Annotated in this window: 21 protein-coding genes and 1 pseudogene; 12 read left to right on the top strand and 10 right to left on the bottom strand. The window is 67.5% G+C overall.

The window, feature by feature from the left end; genetic code table 11:
- The first annotated feature begins 109 nt into the window (after positions 1 to 109).
- On the top strand, positions 110 to 886 hold the full coding sequence (locus NBRGI_RS22420) for a sigma 54 modulation/S30EA ribosomal C-terminal domain-containing protein (protein WP_036560363.1): 777 nt from the start codon (positions 110 to 112) through the stop codon (positions 884 to 886).
- Positions 887 to 902: 16 nt separating this feature from the next.
- Here the strand turns inward: NBRGI_RS22420 and NBRGI_RS22415 are convergent, their stop codons facing one another.
- Both NBRGI_RS22415 and NBRGI_RS22410 read right to left on the bottom strand, forming a co-directional pair.
- On the bottom strand, positions 903 to 2,099 hold the full coding sequence (locus tag NBRGI_RS22415) for a GAF domain-containing sensor histidine kinase (protein ID WP_051727951.1): 1,197 nt from the start codon (positions 2,097 to 2,099) through the stop codon (positions 903 to 905).
- An 8-nt stretch (positions 2,100 to 2,107) separates the two neighbouring features.
- Complete coding sequence (locus NBRGI_RS22410; RefSeq protein ID WP_029899211.1) at positions 2,108 to 2,740, bottom strand: response regulator; 633 nt, start codon at positions 2,738 to 2,740, stop codon at positions 2,108 to 2,110.
- 511 nt (positions 2,741 to 3,251) lie between these two features.
- Here NBRGI_RS22410 and uvrA point away from each other — a divergent pair.
- On the top strand, positions 3,252 to 6,287 hold the full coding sequence (gene uvrA, locus NBRGI_RS22400; RefSeq protein ID WP_029899210.1) for an excinuclease ABC subunit UvrA: 3,036 nt from the start codon (positions 3,252 to 3,254) through the stop codon (positions 6,285 to 6,287).
- 96 nt (positions 6,288 to 6,383) lie between these two features.
- Here uvrA and NBRGI_RS22395 read toward each other — a convergent pair whose 3' ends face one another.
- The 4 genes from NBRGI_RS22395 to NBRGI_RS22380 form a co-directional block, all read right to left on the bottom strand.
- Positions 6,384 to 7,973, bottom strand: coding sequence for a glycoside hydrolase family 13 protein (locus tag NBRGI_RS22395; RefSeq protein ID WP_029899209.1), 1,590 nt, complete (start codon positions 7,971 to 7,973; stop codon positions 6,384 to 6,386).
- A complete protein-coding gene (locus NBRGI_RS22390) occupies positions 7,970 to 9,550 on the bottom strand; it encodes a sugar ABC transporter substrate-binding protein (protein WP_158439905.1) in 1,581 nt (526 codons plus the stop codon). The genes NBRGI_RS22395 and NBRGI_RS22390 overlap by 4 nt, the downstream gene beginning before the upstream one ends.
- 147 nt (positions 9,551 to 9,697) lie before the next feature.
- On the bottom strand, positions 9,698 to 10,417 hold the full coding sequence (locus NBRGI_RS22385) for a MerR family transcriptional regulator (RefSeq protein WP_036560373.1): 720 nt from the start codon (positions 10,415 to 10,417) through the stop codon (positions 9,698 to 9,700).
- A gap of 42 nt (positions 10,418 to 10,459) precedes the next feature.
- Positions 10,460 to 11,884, bottom strand: a complete 1,425-nt coding sequence (locus NBRGI_RS22380) for a serine hydrolase domain-containing protein (RefSeq protein WP_029899206.1) — start codon at positions 11,882 to 11,884, stop codon at positions 10,460 to 10,462.
- 312 nt (positions 11,885 to 12,196) lie between these two features.
- Between NBRGI_RS22380 and NBRGI_RS22375 the strand changes: the two genes are divergently transcribed.
- The 4 genes from NBRGI_RS22375 (at position 12,197) to NBRGI_RS22360 (ending at position 16,295) form a co-directional block, all read left to right on the top strand.
- Positions 12,197 to 13,084 (top strand): aminoglycoside phosphotransferase family protein, encoded by an 888-nt coding sequence (locus NBRGI_RS22375; RefSeq protein WP_029899205.1) that lies wholly within the window; start codon positions 12,197 to 12,199, stop codon positions 13,082 to 13,084.
- 244 nt (positions 13,085 to 13,328) lie between these two features.
- Positions 13,329 to 14,870: a M28 family metallopeptidase gene (locus tag NBRGI_RS22370; protein ID WP_029899204.1), complete on the top strand. Its 1,542-nt coding sequence runs from the start codon at positions 13,329 to 13,331 to the stop codon at positions 14,868 to 14,870.
- 125 nt (positions 14,871 to 14,995) lie between these two features.
- The gene (locus NBRGI_RS22365; protein WP_029899203.1) at positions 14,996 to 15,427 is read left to right on the top strand and encodes a helix-turn-helix domain-containing protein; all 432 of its coding nucleotides are present in this window, start codon (positions 14,996 to 14,998) and stop codon (positions 15,425 to 15,427) included.
- A 28-nt stretch (positions 15,428 to 15,455) separates the two neighbouring features.
- Positions 15,456 to 16,295 carry an alpha/beta fold hydrolase gene (locus NBRGI_RS22360; protein ID WP_029899202.1) on the top strand — a complete coding sequence of 280 codons (840 nt, stop codon included), beginning with the start codon at positions 15,456 to 15,458 and terminating at the stop codon, positions 16,293 to 16,295.
- A 220-nt stretch (positions 16,296 to 16,515) separates the two neighbouring features.
- On the opposite strand, the pseudogene NBRGI_RS49780 reads toward NBRGI_RS22360, so the two are convergent.
- The 3 genes and pseudogenes from NBRGI_RS49780 to NBRGI_RS22345 form a co-directional block, all read right to left on the bottom strand.
- Positions 16,516 to 18,052: pseudogene (locus NBRGI_RS49780) on the bottom strand (FAD-dependent monooxygenase).
- Between the two features lie 48 nt (positions 18,053 to 18,100).
- A complete protein-coding gene (locus tag NBRGI_RS22350; protein WP_029899201.1) occupies positions 18,101 to 18,712 on the bottom strand; it encodes a TetR/AcrR family transcriptional regulator in 612 nt (203 codons plus the stop codon).
- 122 nt (positions 18,713 to 18,834) lie between these two features.
- Complete coding sequence (locus NBRGI_RS22345; protein ID WP_014983429.1) at positions 18,835 to 19,176, bottom strand: DUF1844 domain-containing protein; 342 nt, start codon at positions 19,174 to 19,176, stop codon at positions 18,835 to 18,837.
- 379 nt (positions 19,177 to 19,555) lie between these two features.
- Between NBRGI_RS22345 and infC the strand changes: the two genes are divergently transcribed.
- The 4 genes from infC (at position 19,556) to NBRGI_RS22325 (ending at position 21,827) form a co-directional block, all read left to right on the top strand.
- Entirely contained in the window at positions 19,556 to 20,254 is a 699-nt protein-coding gene (infC, locus tag NBRGI_RS22340; RefSeq protein WP_014983430.1) for a translation initiation factor IF-3, read from the top strand.
- Positions 20,255 to 20,313: 59 nt separating this feature from the next.
- Positions 20,314 to 20,508, top strand: a complete 195-nt coding sequence (rpmI, locus tag NBRGI_RS22335; RefSeq protein ID WP_014983431.1) for a 50S ribosomal protein L35 — start codon at positions 20,314 to 20,316, stop codon at positions 20,506 to 20,508.
- Positions 20,509 to 20,611: 103 nt separating this feature from the next.
- Positions 20,612 to 20,992, top strand: a complete 381-nt coding sequence (rplT, locus tag NBRGI_RS22330) for a 50S ribosomal protein L20 (RefSeq protein ID WP_014983432.1) — start codon at positions 20,612 to 20,614, stop codon at positions 20,990 to 20,992.
- A 37-nt stretch (positions 20,993 to 21,029) separates the two neighbouring features.
- A complete protein-coding gene (locus NBRGI_RS22325; protein WP_029899200.1) occupies positions 21,030 to 21,827 on the top strand; it encodes a TrmH family RNA methyltransferase in 798 nt (265 codons plus the stop codon).
- 5 nt (positions 21,828 to 21,832) lie between these two features.
- Here NBRGI_RS22325 and NBRGI_RS22320 read toward each other — a convergent pair whose 3' ends face one another.
- A complete protein-coding gene (locus tag NBRGI_RS22320; protein ID WP_029899199.1) occupies positions 21,833 to 23,125 on the bottom strand; it encodes a hypothetical protein in 1,293 nt (430 codons plus the stop codon).
- Positions 23,126 to 23,868: 743 nt separating this feature from the next.
- On the opposite strand from NBRGI_RS22320, the gene NBRGI_RS22315 reads away from it, so the two are divergent.
- On the top strand, positions 23,869 to 24,363 hold the full coding sequence (locus NBRGI_RS22315; RefSeq protein ID WP_029899198.1) for a hypothetical protein: 495 nt from the start codon (positions 23,869 to 23,871) through the stop codon (positions 24,361 to 24,363).
- Positions 24,350 to 25,369: a hypothetical protein gene (locus NBRGI_RS22310; protein WP_029899197.1), complete on the top strand. Its 1,020-nt coding sequence runs from the start codon at positions 24,350 to 24,352 to the stop codon at positions 25,367 to 25,369. The genes NBRGI_RS22315 and NBRGI_RS22310 overlap by 14 nt, the downstream gene beginning before the upstream one ends.
- Positions 25,370 to 25,442 lie beyond the last annotated feature (73 nt).

Genomic DNA, 25,442 nt, shown 5'->3' with positions numbered 1-25,442 from the left:
CGCCCCGCGCCAGTTTAGTTCGCCGATCGGGGACTTTCGGCCCTGTTCGCGGTGGCGGCGCGATGATGACATGGTGGCTCGGGTTCGAATCGAAGGCAGGACGTGCCACATGAAGTCGTCAGGGCTGTTGCGATCGTCGCCGGCGCAGTATTGGCATACCGCGGGTGAACTCGACCTCGCCGTCACCACCTGCGGCGCGGTTCCGGCGATGGACGTGACGCGGGCGGTCCGGGCGATCGGGCGGGTGCTGCGCCGCCATCACCTCGACGCGGTGACCCGGGTTCGGGTCACCGCTCCGCTCGATGCCGAGGATCCGACGTTGGTGCAGGCCAACATTCGCAGTCACGGTATCGCGACCCGCGTGCAGGTGACCGGGCCCGGCGGGTTCGCGGTGACCTTCGCCGCCGAACGGCTCGACCGGCAACTGGCCCGGCTGGCGACGGCGGCGGCGCGGGACTGGCCGGATCCGGCGCGGCCGCCGCTGGCACGGGTCACCGCGCCGCGTCCGATCGTGCGCCGCAAGTACTGCGCGCTGCTCACCGGGACACCGGCCGAGGCGACGGCGGTGATGGACGCGATGGACTACGACGCGTATCTGTTCGTGGACGAGGCGACCGGCGCCGACGCCGTGGTGCACTGGGGCGATCCGCTCGGGGTGCGATTGTCCCGGCAGTGCGGTGCGCCCGAGCACCCCGCCCGAGCCGTGAATTCGCTTCCGCTGACCGTGGATACCGAACCGGCGCCGGTCCTGGACGAGGAGCGGGCTGCGAGCATTCTGTGTCAGCAGGGCCTGCCGTTCCTGTTCTACACCGATCACCACCACGGCCGCGGTCAGCTGCTGTACCGGCGTTACGACGGCGATCTGACGCTGGTGGGTCCCGCGTAGCAGCGCGCCGGACCGCTCAGCTCAGCGGAACCGACCACTGCACCACCGTGCCGCCGTGCGCACCGCCCTCGATCCGGCAGCGGCCGTCCGATTCGGCCGCGCGCTGCGCGAGATTGGCCAGGCCGCTGGGGATCACGTCGTCGGGCAGACCCCAGCCGTTGTCTCGAACCAGGATGGTCAGCTCGTCACCGATGGCGATATCGATCGTCACGCAGTCCCCACCGGAATGGCGTACCGCGTTGCTGACCGACTCGCGCACAACGGCTTCCGCGTGATCGGCCAGTGCGGGACCGACCACCGACAGCGGTCCGTCGACGCGCAGCCGGGCCCGGATCGCGGTGTCGGTGGTCTGCTGCCGGATCGCGTCCTCCAGTCGCCTGCGCAGCGAGGCGCCCGCGCCGCCGTGCAGGTCGAAGATTGTCGTCCTGATCTCGTGCACGATCTCCTGGAGCCGGTCGATCTCGTCCGAGAGTCGTTGCCGGACTTGCTCGTCGTCGACCCGGGTGGCCAGGCCCTGCAGGCCGAGGCCGACCGCGAAGACCCGCTGGATGACATGGTCGTGCAGATCGCGGGCGATGCGGTCGCGGTCGGCGAGCACGTCCAGTTCCCGCGCCTTGCGTTGCGCCTCGGCCAGTTGCATGGCCAAGGCGGCCTGGTCGGTGAACGCCGAGGCCAGTGCGACGAGTTCGGACGAGTAGGGCGCGGATCCGGGTCCGCGCAGGATGATCAGCACGCCCAGCACCACGCCCGCGGTCTGCAACGGCAGGATCAGGGTCGGGCCCGCCGCCGCGACGGGCGCCCCGAGATCGACGTCCCGCGCGTCCGCGAACTGGACCGCCGTGCGCTCCGCGAACGCCTTGCCGGCCGCGGTGTCGGTGAGCCGCACCGTATGTCGCGCAACCGGTTCCGCGGCGCGTGACCATTGCGCCACCACGAGTTCGGTGGCCTCCTCGGGCGGCACGCCGGGCTCGACCACCGCGAGTAGTGCGCGTTGCGAGCCGGTCAGCGTGCGCGCGTGCTCGACCACTCGCGCGAGCACCCGGTCCGGTGCGGTGCCCGCCAGGAACTCGGTGGCGATATCGCTGGTCGCCTCGATCCAGGCCTGTCTGGTGCGGGCCCATTCGTAGAGCCTGGCGTTGTCGATGGCGACCCGGGTCGCCGTGTCGACCACCGCGCGCAGGATGTCCAGCACGGTGTGCGGGATGGCGGCCATGGCCCGGTTCAGCGTTCGCCGAGCTTGCTGGCCAGCACCGCCGCCTGGGTCCGGCGCTCCATGCCGAGTTTGGCGAGCAGCCGGGACACGTAGTTCTTCACGGTCTTCTCGGCCAGGAACATGCGGGCGGCGATCTGCCGGTTGGTGAGTCCCTCGCCGAGCAGTGCGAGCAGCCTGCGTTCCTGCTCGGTGAGCCCGGCCAGCGCGCCGTCTTCCGCGGTGCCCGCCCGTAGTCGCGCGCGCAGTGCGGCCGCCGCGCGATTGTCCAGTAGTGAGCGGCCCGCGCCGACGGCCTTGATCGCCGCGGCCAGCTCCATGCCCTTGATGTTCTTCACCACATAGCCGCCCGCGCCCGCCAGGATCGCGTCGAGCATGGCCTGCTCGTCGGTATAGGAGGTGAGGATCAAGCAGCGCAACCCGTCGACCTCGGCCAGCAGGTCGCGGCACAGCTCGATGCCGTTGCCGTCGGGTAGCCGCACGTCGAGCACGGCGACATCGGGCCGCAGCGCGGGAATTCGGGCCAGCGCCTGCGCCACGTCACCGGCTTCGCCGATCACCCGCAGTTCCGGGTCGCTGTCGAGCAGATCGATCAGGCCACGCCGGACGATCTCGTGGTCGTCCACCAGAAAAACGGTGATCACGCAACCCTCCTGCCGCACTGCCGTCCCGGTTCACCGACCTCGCGAGCTCGATCGATCCCCGCATCCCCTGCTCAAACTAGCCGGGTCCGCCCACGCGCAGGCTGGATCGCCGCGAAGAGGTATCCGGCGCAGCGGATTACGTCCCCGCGTGGTCCGGCTCACGCGCGATGCGGTCGAGCTATGGCCCGGCGGCGGGCGGGTGGCGAAGCTGCGTACGATGGATTTGCTGGGGCCGGGTGTTCCGGAGGGGGTCGGCGGCGTCGCCGGCGACCTGTGTCGGAGTACGCGCCGCGGATCGCGATATCGCGGGTGTGCGTGCTGTCGTACCCGTCGAGTTCCGGTGCGTTGCCCGCGCATCCGGCGCAGCGCGAGCGGCCGTGACCCCGCCGCACTATCCCGCGCGACCCGCGCGAGCGAAACTTGTCGGTGGGCGCGCCTAGCATGGCGGCGGGATAGGTCTGGACGCCGTTTTGTCGGTTCACCCGAACACGATCGAGAAGGGATTCACCAGGTGGCGGAACGCCTCACTGTGCGCGGAGCTCGGGAGCACAACCTGAAGGGGGTCGACCTCGATCTGCCCCGCGACAGTCTCATCGTGTTCACCGGATTGTCCGGCTCCGGTAAATCGAGCCTGGCGTTCGACACGATCTTCGCCGAGGGACAGCGGCGCTACGTCGAGTCGCTGTCGGCCTACGCGCGGCAGTTCCTCGGGCAGATGGACAAGCCCGACGTCGACTTCATCGAGGGCCTCTCGCCCGCGGTGTCGATCGACCAGAAGTCCACCAACCGCAACCCACGCTCGACCGTCGGCACCATCACCGAGGTGTACGACTACCTGCGTCTGCTGTATGCCCGCGCCGGCACCCCGCACTGCCCGGTCTGCGGCGAGCTGATCGCCAAGCAGACCCCGCAGCAGATCGTCGACCAGGTGCTCGCCATGGAAGAGGGCATCAAGTTCCAGGTGCTCGCACCGGTGGTGCGCACCCGCAAGGGCGAATTCGTCGACCTGTTCGACCAGTTGCACAGCCAGGGTTACTCGCGCGTGCGGGTCGACGGCGTGGTGTATCCGCTCACCGATCCGCCGAAGCTGAAGAAGCAGGAGAAGCACGACGTCGAGGTCGTGGTCGACCGGCTCGCGGTGAAGCCGAATTCCAAACAGCGTCTCACCGATTCGATCGAGACCGCGCTGCGCCTGGCCGACGGCATCGTGGTGCTCGACTTCGTCGATCGCGACGAGCACGCGCACGATCGGGAGCGCCGCTTCTCCGAGCGCCTGGCCTGCCCGAACGGGCACGCCCTCGATATCGAAGACCTGGAACCCCGGTCGTTCTCGTTCAACTCGCCCTACGGCGCCTGCCCCGACTGCACCGGTCTGGGCATCCGCAAAGAGGTCGATCCCGAACTGGTCGTGCCCGATCCGGCGCTCAGCCTGAACGAGGGCGCGATCGCCCCGTGGTCGCGCGGCCAGACCGCCGAGTACTTCACCCGCTTGCTGTCGGGGCTCGCCGAATCCATCGGCTTCTCGATGGACACGCCCTGGGAAGACCTGCCGCTCAAGGCGCGCAAGGCGGTGCTGGAGGGCAGCTCCGATCAGGTGCACGTCTCCTACACCAACCGCTACGGCCGGAAGCGTTCGTACTACGCCGATTTCGAGGGCGTGATGCCGTTCCTGCAGCGGCGGATGGAGAGCACCGAGTCCGAGCAGATGAAGGAGCACTACGACGGGTACATGCGCGATGTGCCGTGCCCGGTCTGCGACGGTGCCCGGCTGCGCCCGGAGATCCTCGCGGTCACCATCAGCGCGGGGGGTGACAACAAGTCCATCGCCGATGTCAGCGATCTGTCCATCGGCGACTGCTCCGCGTTCCTGAACTCGCTCACGCTGGGCGAGCGCGAAGCCGCCATCGCCGGGCAGGTGCTCAAGGAGGTGCAGGCGCGGCTGGGGTTCCTGCTCGACGTCGGCCTGGAGTACCTGTCGCTGTCGCGGGCCGCCGCGACGCTGTCCGGCGGTGAGGCGCAGCGGATCCGGCTCGCCACCCAGATCGGGTCGGGTCTGGTCGGCGTGCTCTACGTGCTCGACGAGCCGTCCATCGGCCTGCACCAGCGGGACAATCGACGGCTCATCGAAACCCTCACCCGGCTGCGCAATCTCGGCAACACCCTGATCGTCGTCGAGCACGACGAGGACACCATCCGGGCCTCGGACTGGGTGGTCGACATCGGCCCGCTGGCCGGCGAGCACGGCGGCCGGGTGGTGCACAGCGGGCCGTACCAGGAACTGCTCACCGATCCCGAATCGCTCACCGGCGCATACCTTTCCGGCCGGGAGCGGATCGAGGTGCCGATGGTGCGCCGCCCGATCAGCAAGAAGCGCCAGCTCACCGTGGTCGGCGCGACCGAGCACAACCTGCGCGGCATCGATGTCAGCTTCCCGCTCGGCGTGCTCACCGCGGTCACCGGTGTCTCCGGTTCCGGTAAGTCGACGCTGGTCAACGACATCCTGGCGACGGTGCTCGCGAACAAGCTCAACGGCGCGCGGCAGGTGCCGGGCCGGCACACCAGGATCAACGGCCTGGACAACCTGGACAAGCTCGTCCAGGTCGACCAGTCGCCGATCGGCCGCACCCCGCGCTCCAACCCGGCCACCTACACCGGCGTGTTCGACAAGATCCGCACGCTGTTCGCGTCCACCACCGAGGCGAAGGTGCGCGGCTACCAGCCGGGCCGATTCTCGTTCAACGTCAAGGGCGGTCGCTGTGAGGCCTGCTCCGGCGACGGCACCCTGAAGATCGAGATGAACTTCCTGCCCGACGTGTACGTCCCGTGCGAGGTGTGTCACGGTGCGCGCTACAACCGGGAAACCCTCGAGGTGCACTACAAGGGCAAGACCATCGCCGAGGTCCTCGACATGTCCATCGAGGAGGGCGCGGAGTTCTTCGAACCGATCAGCTCGATCCACCGCTACCTGAAGACGCTGGTGGACGTGGGCCTCGGATATGTGCGGCTCGGCCAGAGCGCGCCGACGCTGTCCGGCGGTGAGGCGCAGCGCGTCAAGTTGTCGGCCGAATTGCAGAAGCGGTCCACCGGGCGCACCGTCTACATTCTCGACGAGCCCACCACCGGCCTGCATTTCGAGGACATCCGCAAGCTGCTCAAGGTGATCAACGGTCTGGTCGACAAGGGCAACACGGTCATCGTCATCGAACACAATCTGGACGTGATCAAGACCTCCGACTGGATCATCGACATGGGCCCCGAGGGCGGTTCCGGCGGTGGCACGGTGGTCGCCGAAGGCACCCCCGAAGACGTGGCCGCCGTGGCGGAAAGCTACACCGGCCAGTTCCTCCGCGAAGTCCTGGCCGCACCCCCCGCCACCAAGCCCGCCAAAAAGGCCCCCGCCAAAAAGGCTTCGGCGACAAAGGCTTCCGCCAAAAAGGCCCCCGCCACCAAGGCAGCCAAGGCCACCCCCGACAAACCGACCGAAGCCCAGGCCGCCGCCAAGGCCGCCACCAAACGCCTGTCCCGCAAAGCCGCCGCCCTGCGCTGATCGCGCGGCCGGGTCTCACGGGCACTGACACGGTTCACAGCGCTCTTACAGGCTGTGAACCGTGTCACCGGTCTGTGAGACCGGCGGTGTCTGTGGTCAGCCGCGGTGTAGCCATGCCGCAGCGTCGCCGGGTAGCAGTCCGGCGTCCAGCGGGGTGGTGGAGAGCAGTACCCGGCCCTCGGGCAGGGGTACCGGTTGCGTTCCTAGGTTGCCCACGAAGGTGAAGCCGGGCTCTCTGGTGAACGCAAGCACTTGCGGCCCGAGTTCCAGCCAGTTCAGCGCGCCCTCGCCGAGCGCCGGGTGCTCATGCCGGATGCGCAGCGCCGATCGATACAGCGCGAGCATGGAATCGGAACGGGTGGACTGGTTTTCGACGGTCAGTTCGGCCCAGTCGGACGGTTGCGGGAGCCAGGTGGTGGCAGTCGGTGCGGTGAAGCCGTAAGGTGCTGCCGCGCCTGACCACGGCAGTGGTATCCGGCAACCGTCGCGGCCGATGTCGACGCCTTCGGTGCGATGATAGGTGGGGTCCTCGCGGCGATCCGGAGGGAGATCGAGGTGTTCGGGTAGGCCGAGCTCGTCGCCCTGGTAGAGGTAAACCGATCCCGGCAGCGCGAGCAGCAGCAGCGCGGCCGAGCGCGCCCGGCGCGTGCCGAGTGCGATATCAGTATGTCGCGCGCCCAATCGGATGGCCTGGGTCGGATCCTCGCCCGGTCGCTGGGGCAGGCCGAGGCGACTGACCAGCCGGGTGACGTCGTGATTGCCCAGTGCCCACGGCAGCGATCCACCGGTGGCGCCGGCCAATTCGCGCCCTTCGTCGATCACCTGGCGTAGGTCCTGCGCGGTCCACGAGACTCGCATCAGCCGGAAGTTGAAAACCTGTGGCAACTCGTCGGGTGCGAGGTACGGCCGCACCATTGCCGGATCGTCGAACCAGATCTCCGCCACCGCGCCGCGGCGGCCGGGAAAGATGTCCGCCGGGTAGGAATCGAGAATTTCGCGCCAGGCGCGGTAGAGCTCGTGTAACTCCGGCTGGTCGTAGTACGGCTGTCCAGCGGAGCCGTCCTCCGCGTCGGGTAGGCCAGGCATCTTGAAAAGGGTGTTCGCCATATCGATGCGTACGGCCGCGACGCCACGGTCGAGCCAGAAACGCAGGTACCGCTCGAAGAGTTGGACGACTTCGTCGTTGCCCCAATTGAAATCGGGCTGCGTCGAGTCGAAGAGATGGAGGTAGTACTGCCCGTCCGGTGTCCGGGTCCATGCCGAGCCGCCGAAATGTGACCGCCAATTGTTCACGGTGTCGCGGAAGATGAACCGGTCCCGCAGTGGGCTTCCGATCGGAGCCGACAACGCCGCACGAAACCAAGGGTGCTGGTCCGAGCAATGATTCGGCACGATATCGATGATGATGCGAATATCTTGCTTCCGCGCTTGCGTCACCAGCAGGTCGAAATCCTCGAGGGTGCCGAATCTGGGATCGATATCGAAATAGTCGGAGATGTCGTAGCCGCCGTCGCGCATGGGCGATGGGTAGAACGGCGACAACCACACTGCGTCGACACCCAGTTCCGATAAGTACGGCAGACGGTCGATCAGTCCGGGCAGATCACCTTCTCCGTCCCCGTTCCGATCGGCGAAGCTGCGCGGATAGATCTGGTACACAACAGCATCGCGCCACCATTCGATCATCCGATCACCGCCCGGTATTCGTTCATCGATGGGGATTCGACAAGTCTACGCACGTCCGTGGCGAGGCGTTCGGCGATCGGTCCGGCATCGCTACCCGAGATGAGCTTCAGCTCGGCGGCTTCGAGTAGCCGCCAGACTTCGTTCATGATCGGGAACGCGGGCATGGCGGTACCCTGTTCGCTCAGCTCGCGAAACGAGGTGAGCAAACGGCTGGTGGGGTAATCTGCCGCGATCGGATTTGCCGTGTGATCGGAAAGTTTGCGCAACACGTGCTCGCGGGTCAGATAGTCGGCGAAGAGGTCGTGCGCGGTGATCCGGTTCATGCCGCGGCTGATCATCAACCCGTGCACCAAAGTAAAAGGCGTGGCAGGCCGACCACCGGTGAACGGTGGCACCGGCGTCACGGCGACCTTGTCCCTGAGCTCGGACTTCTGAATAGCTAGCAGCGCATCTGAGGACGAGATGAGAAAGGGCGTACGACCGGTGACGAAGAGGCGGAACGCGTCTTCTCTGGTCAACGGCGCTCTGAGCAGCCCGGCCGCGCCCCACTGACGAATCTTGTCGAAGGCGGCGATGGATTCCGGTGCGTCCAGTCCGACCACGTCGGGATTCCAGGTGCCGTCGGCATTCGTTCCGAACAGCCAACCACCCGCACTGCTCAAGAGGGGCCACAACTGGAACGGGTCACCCAGGTACCCCGTTCGTATCGCCAGCACGGTGTCCACGCGGCTGTACTGGGCCATGACGGTTCGACCACACGCGATCAGCGCTTCTAGTGTGGGCGGTGGATCCGGCGCCAGATCTGTATTGCGCAGCAGTGCAACAGTGTCGACGGTCGTCGGCAGTCCGTACAGTTTTCCGGCGATTGTCAGTGCGCGCAGCGACCACCGGGGAAACACCGCAGCTGATCCACCGAGAGCGTGGTCGGTTCCACGGTTTACGGTCTCGATCAGCGAACCGAGCCAATCGTGCGGACAGATGACCGCGTCCAGTGGCTTGCGGCGCACATTCGCCACGAACTCGCGTTGCCGCTCGCCGACCGGTCCGGTCTCACAACCGAGCCGTACGCCGTAGGTCCGCAGAAAGGCATCCTCGAAACTCCGGAACACCTCGGTTCGGATGTAGTCGGTCTTGATACGGAGTCGTGAATCCAGTTCAGTCAATTGACCGTATTGATCACGATGCCAGCGCAATCCGGCTTCGTCGGTGAAACTGATCCGCACCCGGCGGGCATCGCCGGTGGCGGTGAGTCCCGCGCCTGCTGCCGATTGGAACACCCCGTCCTGGGACGGCGGCACCACCATGAACCGCACTTTGGTGCTTTCATAACGCTCATCAGGTTCGAGCACCGTGACATAGGTCTGGAAGATCGGGACCGTTGAGCCGTTGCGGACATACACGCCCCATTCGTCGTTCTTGCTGGCCCACCAAGCCGAAACCTGTGCGGCCTGCGCGCATCGGTCCGATCGGCGTTGACGGTGCCACCCCAGATAGGCAATGGTCGCGGCGGCGACCGGTGCGGCGACCGCGACGAGTGCGATGAGGACCTGCAACCAGGTGGGCAGCGCGTCGGCCATCCGGGAACCAGCGATCTGTGTCGATCCGCTCGTCGCCTGCGCTGTCCTCGAAGCTGGATAGTACGAGGTCAGCCGCGCGACGAGATCATCGATCATTGTCGCGCAACGGCGATTCGAGCGCTCGCGATTCCCGATCGCTCGTGGCGGTCAGCTCTGCGTCAGTTGGGCTAGGCGGTGCCAGGCGGGGGAAGTGGCGCCGGGTTGGGATTGGGCGGCGAGGCGGGCTATGGCCGGGTTTTGGACTGGGCGGGTTTCGGCGCGGCTGTGCTGGGTGGTGAACCAGGTGCGGGTGCGCTCGGCGAGGGCGGGCAGGCGCGGGTCGTCGGGGGACCAGTGGAACGCGGCGTCGTGCTCCAGGTAGAGGGCGCGGAACTCGGGAACCGCGAGCAGCTCACGCTTTTCGGCCAACCAGCGGGCGGCGTCGGCGGGGGAGGCGGTTTGCAGAAGGATCCAACCGTCGCGTTCGAGGTGGATCTGACGGTCGCTGGCACCGAGTTCGCGGAGTTCATCGAGGAAGTCGGCGACCTCGGGGGAGACGAAAAGCCGGTCGCCGCCGCGTAATTGGGCAAGGTGCTCGCGGGTGTGCCGCAGTTGGGCCATGCGTTTGCGGACGTCGCGGTCGATCTCGGCGATCGCGGCGGCGAGCGTTTCGGCGTCGGCGTCGAGCAGGTTCTTGACGCGGGCGAGTGGGACGCCCGCCTCGGCCAGGGTCCTGATCTTGACGAGATCGATCGCGTGCTGGGCGGTGTAGCGCCGGTAGCCGGACGAGTCGCGGTCGGGCTCGGGGAGCAGACCGCGCTCGTGATAGTGGCGAATGGCCTTGGTGGTCACTCCGGCGAAGTCCGCGAGCCGGCCGATCGTGATCATGCGGGTCATCCTTCCATTCGCCGCACCGGCCGGCCGGAACGGTCAGGCTCGGTGGGTGAGCCGGCCGCCGCCGTTGCGGAAACGGGCCCGGCCGTCCCGAATATCGTGGAAGGAGACCAGCAGGAGGCGCAGGTAGCCGTCGAACGTCTCCAACGGGTAGCCCGCCGGGGCGAACAGGCCGGGCCGGATCGCCACGTACCGCTGCGGCGGGGCCGCGGTCGTGCCACCCGCGAACTCGGTGAAGATTCGCTCCTGCGATGCGTCGGCGGGCTCGTAGGCCATCCGTTCCTCGAGCTGGCCGTCGACGATGCTGACCTCGATCCGGAGCTGGTTCGAACGATAGGTGCCGATGTACGGGGTGAGGTCGACGTCCTGCGCGAATTCGGTGACCAGCGTGGGAATCTCGACGCCGAGTTGCGTGCGCAGCAGCCACTGCAGCAACTGATCCTGCAGCATGATCGCGTCCGGGCTGTTGCCGAACGCGGCGAAGACCAGATCGTATTCGGGCACCACGCACAGCAGCGAGACACCGCCGGGCGAGGCGCCCGACATGGCGAGCACAGTGGTGTCGCCGAACGGGTAGCGCACCCAGCCCATGCCCATCGGCGGCACGTTCGGCGTCGCGATATCGTGGGAAACCTGCTGCATCAGGGCGACCGAATCGGCCGACAGGACGCGCACCCCGGCGGGCGACACTCCGCCCGCGAGGTGGGTACGGCCGAACGCGAGCAGGTCGGCGACGGTGCCGATCGGTGTGCCGCCCGCCGGTCCCCAGGTGTCGGGCAGCGTGAACATGCCGGTAGGCGCGGCGGTCATGGTCTCCGGGTGCAGAAAGTGGCCGACGGCGGTGCTGCGCAGGATGGCCTGTTCGGCCGAGGTGCTGGAATCGCGCATGCCGACCGGGCCGTAGATGTCGCGCTCGAGCAGCGCGTGGAAGGACAGGCCGGTCACCACTTCGAGCAGGCGGCCCGCGACGATCATGCCGCCGTTCGAATAGCTGAGCTGCTCGCCCGGCTCGAACAGGATGCCGCTGCCCTCGGCGAGACCCGCGACGTAAGTGCGCAGTGCGGCACTGCCTTTGGCGTCGGGGAAGTACAGGTCCGCATCGATGCCGTTGGTGTGCGAGAGCAGGTGCCGCACCAGGATCTTGTCCGCCGCACCCGGCACGTTCAGCGTGAACTCGGGCAGGTAGTGCGCCACCGGCGCGTCGAGGTCGAGATTGCCGCGCTCGACCTGCTGTAGCACCAGGGTGGTGGTGAGCACCTTGGTGACCGAGCCGAAAAGGAATCCGGTGTGCTCGAGCATCGGCGCGCCGGTCCGGGCATTCGCCGTGCCGTGCGCCACGACGACCTGTTCACCCGCTCGGTAGACCCCGGCGACGAAGCCGGGAACGAGGTTGGTCTCGCAGAAGGCGGCAGCCTGTTCGCGGATCTGCGTTGCGATGTCGTGCAGTGCGTTGCTGTTCATGGAAACTATCGTCGAACCTTGCCCTAGGGGCAAGGTCAAGCCGAAGGGTCTGCTGGCGGAAAATGCCTGCTCACGAGGGAATCGGCGAGCCACTACGGCGCACCGGTGCGGTGGAGAACCGACTTGAGGCAATCCTCGGTGCGCGACGGTCGATCGCCGCGATCGTCAGCCGGTGACCCGCGACGCCGACGTCACTGGGTGTCGCGGGGCGCATCGTTGTCACACGAAGCGATACCGAGTGCGTAGGGGCTGTGCACTGCCGGAAATCGCTTGTGGGCATGGGTGACGGTTTGTCACGCTGCGGGGGTGACCATGCATGCCGATCAACTGGCCGTATCGCTCGAGACGGTGCGGGCGCTGGTCGACGAGCAGTTTCCCGCATGGCGTGATCTGCCGATCCGCGCGGTCGCTTCCGCAGGTACGGAGAATGCGCTTTTCCGGATCGGGGATCGGTTCGCGGCGCGGTTCCCGTTGCGCGCCGGGGATGTCGAATACGTACTGCTTTCGTTGCAGACGGAGGCGGCGGCCGCGCGAGAATTGCTCGGTCGCACGAGGTTTCGTACGCCCGAACCGGTGGCGATCGGCGAGCCCGGCGCGGGCTATCCGCTGCATTGGGCGGTGCAGACCTGGCTGAGCGGGACTGTCGCCACCCTCGCGGATCCGGGCGCTTCCGTCGAATTCGCCTGCGATCTGGCCGAGTTCATTCGCGGCGTGCGCGCCATCGACACCCGCGGCCGTACCTTCGCCGGGCGGGGCCGCGGCGGCGAGCTGCACACGCACGACGCCTGGATGCAGACCTGTTTCGAGCGCAGCACCGACCTGCTCGACGTGCCCGCCCTCCGCCGCCTCTGGGCCCAGCTGCGCGAATTACCGCGCGGCACAACACCCGACGTGATGAATCACTGCGACCTCATCCCGGGAAACGTGCTCGTCGCCGACGCCCGCCTCGCCGGCGTCATCGATGTCGGCGGCCTCGCCCCCGCCGACCCGGCCCTCGACCTGGTCAGCGCCTGGCACCTGCTCGAGCCCACCCCCCGCCGCATCCTGCGCACCCACCTCGAATCCGACGACCTCGAATGGCACCGCGGCCGCGCCTGGGCCTTCCAACAAGCCATGGGCCTCGTCTGGTACTACGCCACCACCAACCCCACCATGAGCCACCTGGGCCGCCGCACCCTGACCCGCATCCTCGCCGACTGAGCGGCGCAAACGTAATTCGCACCCGCTCTCGGGATCCACACCGGAATCAGGCCGTGGAGCGGGTGCAAATCCCTGAAACGAGTGCGGATTTCAGGGTGTCGTGCGCGACGGGCCGGGTATGTATTTCTAACACAGCACAGCTGGGGAAAACGGTTCCCCAGTTCGCAACTGGGGTTTCCGGTAGCGCGACATATCGCCCTAACCTCCGACCACCGGGATTCATCCGTCCCTTGGAGGAACCGACATGCCCCGTATCTTCAACCGCGCCAATACCGGTCGAGTTCTCGCGACCGCTACCGCGCTGCCGCTCGCTCTGTCACTGGTGTTGATGGGATCGGCGAACGCCGATCCCGCGCCGCCCGAACGACAACTGGCCGATTCGGTCCAGGCGCCCAACATCAAACGCCACTTGACGGAGTTCCAGAAGATCGCCGACGCCAACGGCGGTACCCGCGCCGCGGGCACTCCCGGCTTCGACGCTTCCCGCGATTATGTCGTCAAGAAACTGCGCGGTGCGGGCTACCAGGTGACGGTGCAGAAGTTCGACTTCCCGTTCTTCCAAGAGAAATCGACCGCGGTGCTGAACCAGGTCTCCCCGGATGCCAAGACCTATAAGCCGACTCCGCCCGGCGGCAGTGCGCTCGGCGACTTCGTGACGCTGACCTATTCGGGTTCGGGCGACGTGAACGCGAAAGTCCAAGCCGTCGACCTGACGTTGCCGCCGACGCCGGAGCCGAGCTCGACCTCCGGCTGTGAGGCCGCGGACTTCGCGAACTTCACCGCGGGCAATATCGCGCTGCTGCAACGTGGCACCTGCCCGTTCGCCGACAAGGCCCGCAACGCGCAGACCGCGGGTGCGGCCGGCGTGATCATCTTCAACGAGGGCCAGCCCGGCCGCACCGACGCCTTCGCGGGCACCCTGGGCGGGCCCGGCTTCACCATCCCGGTGGTCGGTGCGAGTTTCGCCGTCGGCGAGGACCTCGCCTCGCCCGCCGACACGGTGGTGCGGCTCAAGACCGACACCGAGAGCAAGGTCCGTTCGACCTCGAACGTGCTGGCCGAGAGCAAGCAGGGCAAGGCGGACAAGGTCGTAATGGCTGGGGCGCACCTGGATTCGGTGCTGGCCGGGCCGGGTATCAACGACAACGGTTCCGGCAGTGCGGGCATCCTCGAGGTCGCGTTGCAGATGGCCAAGTTCCCGCCGAAGAACAAGGTGCGCTTCGCCTGGTGGGGCGCGGAGGAGCTCGGGCTGCTGGGCTCGGAGCACTATGTCGCGAACCTGTCCGAGGCCGATCGCGCCAAGATCGCGCTCTACCTCAACTTCGACATGATCGGCTCGCCGAACTTCGCCTACAAGATCTACGACGGTAGCGAGGGCACCCCGGGTTCGGCCGAGATCGAGAAGACCTTCGAACGCTACTTCGACATGCTGCGGTTGCCGCACGTGCCGACCCCGTTCGACGGTCGCTCCGATTACGGCCCGTTCATCGCGGTCGGGATCGCGGCGGGTGGTCTGTTCACCGGCGCGGAGGGCGTCAAGACGCCCGAAGAGCAGAAGATGTTCGGCGGCGAAGCGGGCAAGCCCTATGACGCCTGCTACCACGGCGCCTGCGACACCACGAAGAACATCAACGACAAGGCGCTGGCCGTGAACACCGGCGCCATCGCCTACTCGATCGCCACCTACGCGTTCAGCGACAACCCGCTCGGTGGCGGTACGGCAACGAAGACGGGTACGCAGCAGCGCGGCAAGGACAACGCCTACCACGGCGGACTCATCAAGTAGTGGCTCGCTGACCCAGGCCCCGGTGGTTTCCTGCCACCGGGGCCTTTTGCTGTCCGCACTGGGTTCCCTATTGTTTTCTAAACTTCCCTATTGCGCACAATTGAAGGGTTGTTTAGGGTAGTTCTGTGTCTGATGCCTTCTATTCTGTCGAACAGGTCGCCGAGCGTTTGGGCCTACATGTGCGCACCATCCGCAACTACGTGCGCGACGGGCGGCTCACCGCGGTCCGGATCGGCAAGCAGTACCGGATCTCGGCGGCGGACCTGGAGGCGTTCACCGGCCGACCGGTGCCCGCACCGCTGCGGGAAACCGTTGGGCGGCAACGACACAGCGAGGTGTCGAGCATCGTCGAGGTGGACGCGGTCGATCCCGCGACCGCCGACCGGCTCACCTCGCTCGTCATGGGTGCGGCCGCGAATCGCGGGCCCGGCGATCAGCGGTTACGGGTCGAGACGGTCTACGACGCGGAACGGGCGCGGATGAAGGTCATCGTCCTCGGCGGCCTGGCCGATACGGCACGGCTGCTCGATTACATGGAAGCGGTGCTCGCCGCATGACGGGTCATCGCACGACAGAGGTGGGGAAATGAGCACGATCTACAAGACCGAGCGCGGCGCGGCCGCGATCCAGCAGCGTTATCGAGAAGCGTTGACGGCCTGGCCGGTTCCGGCCGAAGAACTGCGGATTCCGACCCGCGAGGGGGAGACCTTCGTCGTGGTGTCCGGTCCGCCGGACGCGCCGCCGCTGGTGCTGCTGCACGGTTCGGGCGCGAACGCGACCATGTGGCTCGGTGATATCGCTACGTGGGCAACGGATTTCCGGGTCTATGCGGTCGACATCATCGGCGAGCCCGGCGGTAGTGCGCCGGTGCGGCCGCCGCTCGGCTCCGACGCGTACGCGCGGTGGCTCGATGAGGTGCTCGAAGCCGTTGGCGTCGAACAGTTCTCGCTGGTGGCGTCGTCGCTCGGCGGGTGGTTCGCGCTGGACTACGTGACCCGCAGGCCGGGGCGGGTCACCAAGCTGGCGCTGTTGTGCCCCAGCGGGATCGGCAAGCAGACGATGGGATGGTTGCCGAAAGCGTTGTTCCTGCGCATGTTCGGCAGCTGGGGTGTGCGCCGGACGGCACGTCTCGTGACGGGGTTGCACACGCCGGAGACCGACGCCGCCCTCGACCACGTGGTGTTCACCTTCGCCACCTTCAACCCGCGTACCGAACGGCTGCCGATCTTCTCCGACGACCAACTGCGCGGGCTCACCATGCCGCTTCTGGTGATCGTCGGCGCCCGCGACGTAATGCTCGACTCCGCGGCCACCGCCGCCCGAATCCGCCGCTGCGCCCCGCACGCCACCGTCCACGCCCTCCCCGACACCGGCCACGCCATCCTCGACCAAACCGCAACCGTCGCCGACTTCCTCACCAGCTGACCCCGAGCCCCGCGCACGTTTCGTCACCGCGCGCACGGATTCGCCGACGAATCCGTGCGCGGGATGCTGACTGGTGCGCGGGGTGCTGACTGGTGCGCGGGGTGCGGACTGGTGCGCGGGGTGCGGACTGGTGCGCGGGGTGCGGACTGGTGCGCGCGGTGCGAACTGGTCGGCGGTGTGCGGCGGTTCGGTGGGGTGTGCCGCACACCGCGTCCGGTTCTCATGGGGTCGGGGTGCCGAACCAGCGGGTCAGGGCGGTGCGGAGGTGGACCGCAGCGGGTTGTGCCGCCGTGGCCGTGGCCCAGGCGACGTACCCGTCCGGGCGGATCAGGAGCGCGGTGGCGGGGGCGTCGGGACCGGTGGCGGAGATCAGGTCCACGCGGTCGCGCCACGGGGCCGCCACTTCATCGAAGAATCCGTGCCCGTCCAGGGCGAGCAGGATCGGGCGGGCTTTGCGTAGTAGTTCGGCCACTCGGACTGTGCCCGTTGCGGTTTCGACGGAGAACTCCGGCACGAGGTAACCCGAGAGCGGATGGTCGTCGCCGGTGTCGTAGCGGATGTCCGCACCGGCCATCAGCCGTGCGATGTGGGCGGCGTTGCCCGGCAGTGCGAGCAGCTCGCCGAACAGTTCGCGCAGCGCGCCCACCTCCGGCCCTGGTGCGAACAGCGCGGATTGGGCGAGCGAACTCATCATGACGCGGAGCCCGGCGGGGTGCCGCTCGGTGTGGTAGGTGTCGAGCAATCCGGCGGGAGCCCAGCCGTTTATCTGTGCGGCCAGCTTCCAGCCGAGGTTGGCGGCGTCCTGCATGCCGAGATTCAGTCCGGGTCCACCCATCGCCGAATGCACGTGTGCCGCGTCGCCGACCAGGAAGACGTTCCCCTCCCGGTATCGCTCGGCTTGCCGGGTGTTCTGATTGTCGATGCGTCGCAACGCGTTCGGGCCGGGCGAGCGCGGCGCTTCGATGGGCACGTCGACGCCGAGGATCCGCCGCAGGCTCGCGCGTAGTTCCGCGATGGACATCGGGGTTTGCGCGGACGCCGACTCGCCGCCGCTCTCTTTCGTCGCCAACATGGTCCGGCCCGGCTCCAGCTCGGCGTAGATCACGCCGCCGTTCTCGAATCTGTTGTGCCCGAATTCGATGCGCCCGAATCCAGGGATGTCGAGTGCGCCGTCGGCGGTGCGCAGTTCATCGGGCAGCCAGACGTGCGCCAGCCGCGCGATGTCGGCGGTGTTGGTGCTGCCGGGGAACCCGATGCCGAGCCGTTTGCGGACGAAGCTCTTGCCGCCGTCGGCGCCGACCAGGTAGGTGGTGTCGAGGGTGGTAGGTGCCTGCGGGCCCGTCCACCGTGATCCCGACACCTCCGTCGTGCGGCGTCAGCACGGTGAGCCGGTGTCCCCAGCGCAGGTCGACGCCGAGCCCGAGCGCCCATTTCTCCAGCTGCCGAGTGACTTTCGACTGGGAGATGATCTTTCCGTACAGGACCTTGTCCGGCATGTCGGCGAACGACAGGGGTAGCCCGCTGAACATGTATCCGAGCACCGGCTGCGGCGCCGCACCGGATTCGTCGTACAGTCCGCGCATGTCCAGCAGCCGAACCACTTGGCCGACAAGGCCGTTGGCCTTCGGTTCGTTGCTCGGCCCGGGCAACTGCTCCAGCAGGACCGGACGGATTCCGGCGAGGGCGAGCTCGCCCGCCAGCAGCAGGCCGTTCGGCCCGGCGCCGGAAATGACTACGTCGTAAGAGTTTTCGGGCATGACGAATAGACCCCCCTTTGTGTATGGAACGCTGCGGTGTTATGCCGGTCAGTGACCGGAGGGTTCGGGTAGTCCGGCGGCCACGTCGTCGAAGCCACGGCGGAGCAGGGTGGTGATGACCACGGGCGGATCGGCGTGCACATACGCCACCGCGGCGGACCGCATGACGGCGATGAGTACGCCGGTCACCAGGTGTGGATACATATCGCGGGCGGGATCGGTTCCGGTGCGTCGCGCGATGGCCGCGACCCACTCGTCGACGAGTTCCTTACTGATGCCCACATGCGTCTGCGACAGTTCGACCATTGCGCGGACCGCCGCCAGCTGGGCCTCGGTCGGCGGCGTATCGCGGATGCCTTCGGCGACGAACGGTGCGACGATGGCCTCGGTGATCGCGGTCCAGAGCGGCTCGTCGGCGGGACGATCGCGAAACTCGGTGAGACTGCGCCGGATTCGGTCGACATTGCGGTAGGCCAAGGCCTCGTGTTTGCCGGCGAAGTAGTTGCTGAAGGTGCGGATCGACACCCCGGCCCGGGACGCGATGTCCTCCCGCGTCACGTTGTCCAGGCCGCGTTCGAACGCCAGATGCAGCGCGGCGTCGCTCAATGCGCGACGGGTGTCGAGCTTCTTGCGTTCGCGCAGACTCAATTCCTCGGCCATGGCACGAGTCTACGGCAAAAACTTGCCCAATGGGCAAAATTTCCCGGCGGGAAAAATTCGACCAGTTGTGTACCGTGCGGCGCTGAACTACTCGGCACCGCACGGCTGTTCGTCGAACCGGCTCAGTAGACCGGTCCCGTGTACTTCTCGCCCGGCCCCTTGCCCGGCTCGTCCGGGTGCGCCGACGCCTCCCGGAACGCGCGCTGCAGGGACTGCAAACCGTCCCGGATCGGTCCCGCATGTGGGCCGAGGTACTCCACCGACGCGGTGACAAGTCCGGCCAGCGCCGTGATCACCCGGCGCGCCTCGTCCAGGTCGCGCCGCGCGCTGTTCTCCGGATCCTCGTCTGCGAGCCCGAGCTTCTCCGCCGCCGAACTCATCAGCATCACGGCGGCCCGGCTGATCACCTCCACCGCGGGGATGTCGGCCAGTTCGCGCACGGCGTCGTCGAGCTCATCAGTCATACTGGTGACCCTAGTGGGGCGGTTCGGCCGCCCGATGCGCGCGGCCATCGGCCGAGCTCGGCGCACGGTCGGGGACCCGATTCGGCGATAGCCGAACGGAATGTTAGACTTTGCGCTGACGACCGCCCCAGGTTGTGTCTTCTACCAAGATTTCGAGCCAGGGGCTGATAAGTGGAGCCCGACTCCCACCGTTGCCGACGAGCGATCGTCAGGTCAAACGGTCCGGTCACCCGCCTCCTCGGAGGCGGGTTTCTTGTGCGGGGGTTCTCTCAGGAGAGCCGTGCGTACGAGACCGAACGCGTATTTTCGCGTGCGGTCGACCGGTCGACTCGGGCCCCGTTGCGGAATACCGCACCGGGGCTTTCGTGTTGAAAAGGGGTTGCAGTTATTGCGTGCGGTCGTCTTGACGACACCGCTTGACCTAGGAGGCCCCATCAGCACTGAGACCCGCATCAACGATCGCATCCGTGTTCCCGAGGTCCGGCTCATCGGACCCAGCGGCGAGCAGGTTGGGATCGTGCGTGTTGAAGATGCACTACGCGTCGCCATGGAGGCAGATCTCGATCTCGTCGAGGTCGCTCCGGATGCACGTCCGCCGGTCTGCAAGATCATGGACTACGGCAAGTTCAAGTACGAGACGGCGCAGAAGGCGCGCGAGTCTCGGAAGAACCAGGTGCAGACCGTGATCAAGGAGCAGAAGCTCCGCCCGAAGATCGACGACCACGACTACGCGACCAAGAGGGGCCATGTGATGCGCTTCCTCGAGGCCGGGTCGAAGGTCAAGGTGACCATCATGTTCCGTGGTCGCGAGCAGTCCAGGCCCGAACTGGGTTACCGGCTGTTGCAGCGGCTCGCCGCGGACGTGGCGGACCTGGGGTTCGTCGAGACCTCGGCCAAGCAGGACGGTCGCAACATGACTATGGTCCTCGCCCCTCACAAGGGTGCGAAGACGCGGGTGAAAGCCCAGCAGGAGTCCTCGGCTCCGCGACCGCAGCAGCCCGCTGCGCAGCAGAGCGCCGAGCCCGCAGACAGCGCGCCCGCCGCGGCTCCGGCCGAGCAGGCCGCCCCGCCGCAGTAAGACCGATAAGAGCCGGCGGTCCGCAAGGACCGCCGGGACGAGACAGATTAGAGGAATCCATGCCGAAGATGAAGAGCCACAGCGGTGCCTCGAAGCGATTCAAGGTGTCCGGTAAGGGCAAGCTGCTGCGCCAGCAGGCCAACCGCCGCCACCTCCTGGAGCACAAGTCGACCCGCCGGACTCGTCGTCTGGATGGCACGGAGGCCGTCGCGTCCGTCGACGTCCCGCGCGTGAAGAGGCTGCTCGGTCTCTGAGACCGGTTCGTAGCAGCAGACCGCGTTCCGGATTCCGGACGCCGACCCACCGACCAACCCCCGGGTGCCCCGCATGCGCCCCCTAGATCGACAGGACTGACCCATGGCACGCGTCAAAAGGGCCGTCAACGCTCAGAAGAAGCGTCGTTCCATCCTCGAGGCCTCCAAGGGCTACCGCGGCCAGCGCTCGCGGCTGTACCGCAAGGCCAAGGAACAGCAGCTGCACTCGCTCACCTACGCCTACCGGGACCGCCGGGCGCGCAAGGGTGACTTCCGCAAGCTGTGGATCGCCCGCATCAACGCCGCGGCGCGCTTGAACGACATCACCTACAACCGTTTCATCCAGGGCCTGAAGGCCGCGGGTGTCGAGGTGGATCGCAAGATCCTCGCCGAGCTCGCCGTCTCCGACGCCGAGGCGTTCGCCGGTCTCGTCGCCGTCGCCAAGGCCGCGCTGCCGCAGGACGTCAACGCGCCGGCTGCATAAGCTGACGTTGACCAGCGGACACCTTTCGGAACGACCCGTGGACGCGCTCTCCGAGCGCAATCCGCGGGTCGTTTCCGCTGTCAAACTGCATCGCGGCGCGCAGCGGCGCAAGACCGGGCTGTTCCTGGCCGAGGGCGCCAATTCCGTTGCCGCGGCGCTGGATACCGGGCGGGTGCGGGAACTGTTCTACTCGGCGGGCGCCGCGGCCAGGGAACACGAGCTGGTTGCCGGCGCCGCCGCGACGGGCGTGCGCACCACGCTGGTCAGCGACCGTGCGGCCGCGCAACTCGGCGAAACCGTCACCGCCCCGGGGTTGGTCGCGGTCTGTGCGCTGCTCGATGTGCCGTTGACGGAGGTGCTCGGCACCGCGCCGCGGATGCTCGCCGTGCCCGTCGAGATGGCCGAACCGGGGAATGCGGGCACGCTGATCCGGGTCGCCGACTCGGTGGGCGCGGACGGCGTTGTGCTGGCCGGTGATTCGGTCGATCCGCACAACGGCAAATGTGTGCGCGCCAGCGCGGGCAGCCTGTTCCATGTGCCGATCGCCCGGCACCGCGATATCGGCGAGACGCTGGATTCCCTTGCCGCAGCGGGCATCACGATCCTCGCGACCGCCGCGAACGGTGAGGTCGACTTGGACGACGCCGACGAGCTGTTCACCCGCCCCGTGGCGTGGTTGTTCGGCAACGAGGCGCACGGTCTCGACCCCGCGGTCGCCCGCCGCGCCGACCACCGCCTGCGCATTCCCATCCGCGGCCGGGCGGAGAGCCTGAACCTGGCCACCGCCGCCGCTATCTGCCTCTACGCCAATTCCCGTGTCCGCTACGCGCAGTAGCGCGCTCAGCGGTTGTAGGGCTGTTCCTGGACCCAGCTGAAGCCGCGTTCCAGCAGCGGGAAGGACTTCGGATCGAGACGGGTGAGCCAGGTGTGGATGCGGTGGCCCGCGTAGTCGTCGGCGTCGATGACCATGCGGCCGGGGCTCGGCCACCAGTAGCTGAGGCGTACGTGCACCGGAGTTTCTTCGAAGGTGCCCACCGCGATGCGATGGCGTAGATCGATGAAGTGGCGCTTCGGGTCGATGGTGCCGCCGTACACCTCGAACGAATCGTCCATGTGCTGGATGGTGACCACCACCGGGTCGGACACATGGAATGGCCGGTCGACAACGACTCGGCGCCAGCGCAATTCGTCGGTCAGCAGGGGATCGCGGGCGTAGCCCTCCGACGAGAAGCCGTCCACCTGGTAGATGCCGTACAACTCCGGCACCGGGTTCGCCCACTGTCGCCAATTCTGCACGCCGGTCACCGTGAGCAGGAGCAGGCCGACCGCCAGCTGCGCCACCAGCGCGATGCGGTTGGCTCTTGCGGTGCCGAACAACGGAATTCGCCGGATCGCGGGTGCGGCGCGCTCGGTGAACAGCACCACGAACAAGCGGCGCGCATGGGGTGCGAGCAGGAACAGGCTCAGCAGCAGCAGCTGTGCCGACACCGATTTCAGGCGGATGTCGTAGGTCAGGTTCAGCAGCAGCACCTGGCTCATGTCCACCGCGCACAGCAGCGCGCCGGCGGCGGTGGCGCGCGGCACCACCAACAACACACCCGCCAGCAATTCCGCGACACCCAGGGCGATTTCGTACGGTTGCGACACGCTGACCTGCGCCCACAGCACGCCTGCCGGACTGAAATTGCCGTAGGGCTCCACCAGCCGGTTCAGCACGAACGGCATCTGCGTCGGAATCGCCTTCGCCATCCCGAAATAGAACATCGCGAGCGCGAGCACGAACCGCAGATACAGCTGCACCCAGGCGAACAGCCGGTCGTAGCCGAGCCGCCGCCGATCCAGCACCGACCACGCCGCCGTGACCACCGCCGCGATAACGACCAGGAGAAACAGTGCGGTCCACTGGAACGCGCTGTCGCTGCCCACCTGGGTGCTGACCACCCGCAGGCCGAGCACATGCGTAGCCGTCCATTCGATCGGCGGGCGGGCCAGGTGCAGGATGTTCAGCACCGAGCCCCATCCCGCATCGATCCCCAAGCCCGCCAGCAGAATCGGCATCAGCCCGACCAGTCCCGCAAGCCCGAACAAGCCGAAATAGGCGGCACCGAACCGAAATCCGAGACGCGTCGGCAATCGCCACTGTCCCGATTCGCCCTCCGCCGCGCCGAGCGCCCGCGCGTCTGATGTAGCGGGTGCCTTGGCCTGTACTGGAATGGTTGCCGCCGTGTCTGTTGTAGTGGGTCCTGCCGCGTCTGCTGCGGCGGTCGGCACCGCCGCCGCCGTAGTCGATGCCGCCGTGTCTGCCGACGTGGGTGGCGCGGTCTCTGCTGTGACGGGTGCTGCTGATGTGGGTGGCACTGTCTCCGCTGCACCGAGTACCGCTGTGTCCGCTGTAGCAGGTGCCACGGCCTCCGCTGTACCGAGTACGGCCGCGTCCGCTCCACGGAGTGCCGCCGCGTCCGCTGTAACGGGTGTCGCGGTCTGTGCTGCGGGTGCCGCCACCTCTGCTGGAGCGGATGGCACGGCCTCTGCTGTGGCGGGTGCCGCGTTGTCCTTTGATGTGGGTGCCACGGCCGCGGGTGCCGCTGCCTGCGTTGCACCAAGTGGCGCATCCTCTGCAGCACCGCGTGGGGGAGTCTTCGCTGTCGCAGCGGTCTCCGCACCCGCCGACTCGGCCGGGCCGCGCACCTCCGTGTCAGTCATTGCACCCCCTCCTTCGAGCACGCGGTGACGGTAGATCCGCAGACTTAAGGCGAACCGGTTAGTTCGCTTAACAGTCGGCCGTCGGACCGCCAGCGCGGGCCTACCGCGCGGATTCGGAACGCGCGGGTGGCGATCGCTGCCGCGGACCCGCCGGATCTGGTGGACTGGTCCGGGTGACCGACTTCGACGACTTCGCCCGGCTCTTCTCCGGCAGCATCCGTGCGCAGCTCGATTGGCGTGCGCTCGCGGAGTTGAACGTGCCGGTGACCCAGCAGGTGAGGGTCGGTTGGGCCGCGCTCGGCGAACTGCGCACCGTGTGGCACGTCGACGCGGACGGTCGCCCGGCCGACTGGTTCGATCCGGGCGCGACCGCGCTGACGGTGCGCGAGGCTGCCGCACTGCACGATTCGTGGCCGCGGGCCCGGCAGCAGCGGGTCGCCGCGTTCCGTGCGCAGCTCGAGGCGTCGACCGAGCCGTTCGTGTTGCTGCTGCCGACATATCGGGTCGCGGACGAGTTGCTTCTCCTAGACTCGTCTCATCGAGTGATGGCGGGGTATCTCGCCCAGGCCGAGGTCCGGGCGTTGATCATGACACTCGTCGCCCCGCTCTCACCCGACTTACTTCCCGATCTAGGCAGTTTGGTGGTTCGCGGACATGGCAGCAGCTGAGCCTCCGGACAATCCCGCGGCGAGCATCGAGCTCGAGACGACGCTGGTCGAGGTCTTCGCGGATCGGATCAAGTTCGAGCACGACATCATCGGTCATCGGATGTCGTGGCTGATGACGCTCAACGGTTTCCTGATCGGCGGCGCCGCCATTCTTTCCGCGAACCGGGACCGGTTCGCCGGGCCCGCGGTGCTCACCGGGGCACTCGTCATCATCTGCATCGCAGGGGCGCTGAGCAACGCGTCCTGCCTGTTCTCCAACTGGTGGGCGGGCAAGGCGATGCGGGACGCCGCCGACGCGCTCGCCGACTCCTGGTCCGACGAGGGCCGCCGCCGGGTCGGGCCGCTGATGCGGCTCTACGGCCGTGATCCGCGCGCCTTCCGCGGCGCGGAACGTCCGCTGCCGAGCGAATGGCTGCACCCGTGGTTTCTGTTGCCCACGCTGTTCTGGCTGTTGTATTGCATCGCAGGGCTTTTCGCGACGACGGTGAGCGGTGACAAAGCTGGCCCCTGGCAGGCGAACGCGCTGCCGCTCGCGGTGACCGTCGTGCTGTTCGTTCCGCTGACGCTGCTGGACATTCCGCGACATCGCAAGCGCCGCAACGAATGCGCGATCATCGAGCAACTCGAACGCGCGCACGGCGTGCCGATCGGGCGCGAGGCGCAGCGACGCCGTTACCGCGCGGAGCGCAAAGCGGTGCGGAAATGGGTGCGGCTCCAACAGCGCGGCGGCAGTCCCGTCGAGGTGCGGCGTCCGTGGGTTTTCGGCGTCATCCCGCTCGATACGCACAGCAGGTATCTGGCCGTCGTGCAGGTCGAGCAGCAGCTGCCGGAGCCGGAACTGCCTACCCCCGAACAAGTTCCCACGCCGCCCGCCGCGGTCGAACAAGTGCCCGTGCAACCGGCTGCGGCGGAGCGAGTGCCCGTGCCGCCCGGCGGGGTCGAGCGAGTTGCCGTGCCGCCCCCTGCCGCCGAGCGCACCCCTGCCGCGCCACCACCCCTCGGCTGAGCGCGGTCGGCATCGATCCCGCCGGAACTGTCGGATAGCCGTTCTCAGTCGACCGAGCCGGTGCAGTCGTTCA

This window comes from Nocardia brasiliensis IFM 10847, from assembly GCF_000710915.1.
Classification (GTDB): Bacteria; Actinomycetota; Actinomycetes; order Mycobacteriales; family Mycobacteriaceae; genus Nocardia; species Nocardia brasiliensis_A.
The sequence above is the reverse complement of the archived record's forward strand: the minus strand, read 5'-3'. Positions and strand labels throughout refer to the sequence as shown.

Excerpts from the sequence above, each read along its gene's own strand:
- NBRGI_RS22370 (WP_029899204.1), top strand. The coding sequence starts at position 13,329 with ATGCCCCGTATCTTCAACCGCGCCAATACCGGTCGAGTTCTCGCGACC.
- NBRGI_RS22420 (WP_036560363.1), top strand. The coding sequence starts at position 110 with ATGAAGTCGTCAGGGCTGTTGCGATCGTCGCCGGCGCAGTATTGGCAT.
- NBRGI_RS22415 (WP_051727951.1), bottom strand. The coding sequence starts at position 2,099 with ATGGCCGCCATCCCGCACACCGTGCTGGACATCCTGCGCGCGGTGGTC.
- NBRGI_RS22350 (WP_029899201.1), bottom strand. The coding sequence starts at position 18,712 with ATGGCCGAGGAATTGAGTCTGCGCGAACGCAAGAAGCTCGACACCCGT.
- NBRGI_RS22390 (WP_158439905.1), bottom strand. The coding sequence starts at position 9,550 with ATGGCCGACGCGCTGCCCACCTGGTTGCAGGTCCTCATCGCACTCGTC.
- rpmI (WP_014983431.1), top strand. The coding sequence starts at position 20,314 with ATGCCGAAGATGAAGAGCCACAGCGGTGCCTCGAAGCGATTCAAGGTG.
- NBRGI_RS22310 (WP_029899197.1), top strand. The coding sequence starts at position 24,350 with ATGGCAGCAGCTGAGCCTCCGGACAATCCCGCGGCGAGCATCGAGCTC.
- NBRGI_RS22380 (WP_029899206.1), bottom strand. The coding sequence starts at position 11,884 with ATGAACAGCAACGCACTGCACGACATCGCAACGCAGATCCGCGAACAG.
- NBRGI_RS22345 (WP_014983429.1), bottom strand. The coding sequence starts at position 19,176 with ATGACTGATGAGCTCGACGACGCCGTGCGCGAACTGGCCGACATCCCC.
- NBRGI_RS22395 (WP_029899209.1), bottom strand. The coding sequence starts at position 7,973 with ATGATCGAATGGTGGCGCGATGCTGTTGTGTACCAGATCTATCCGCGC.
- NBRGI_RS22375 (WP_029899205.1), top strand. The coding sequence starts at position 12,197 with ATGCATGCCGATCAACTGGCCGTATCGCTCGAGACGGTGCGGGCGCTG.
- NBRGI_RS22360 (WP_029899202.1), top strand. The coding sequence starts at position 15,456 with ATGAGCACGATCTACAAGACCGAGCGCGGCGCGGCCGCGATCCAGCAG.
- rplT (WP_014983432.1), top strand. The coding sequence starts at position 20,612 with ATGGCACGCGTCAAAAGGGCCGTCAACGCTCAGAAGAAGCGTCGTTCC.
- NBRGI_RS22385 (WP_036560373.1), bottom strand. The coding sequence starts at position 10,417 with ATGATCACGATCGGCCGGCTCGCGGACTTCGCCGGAGTGACCACCAAG.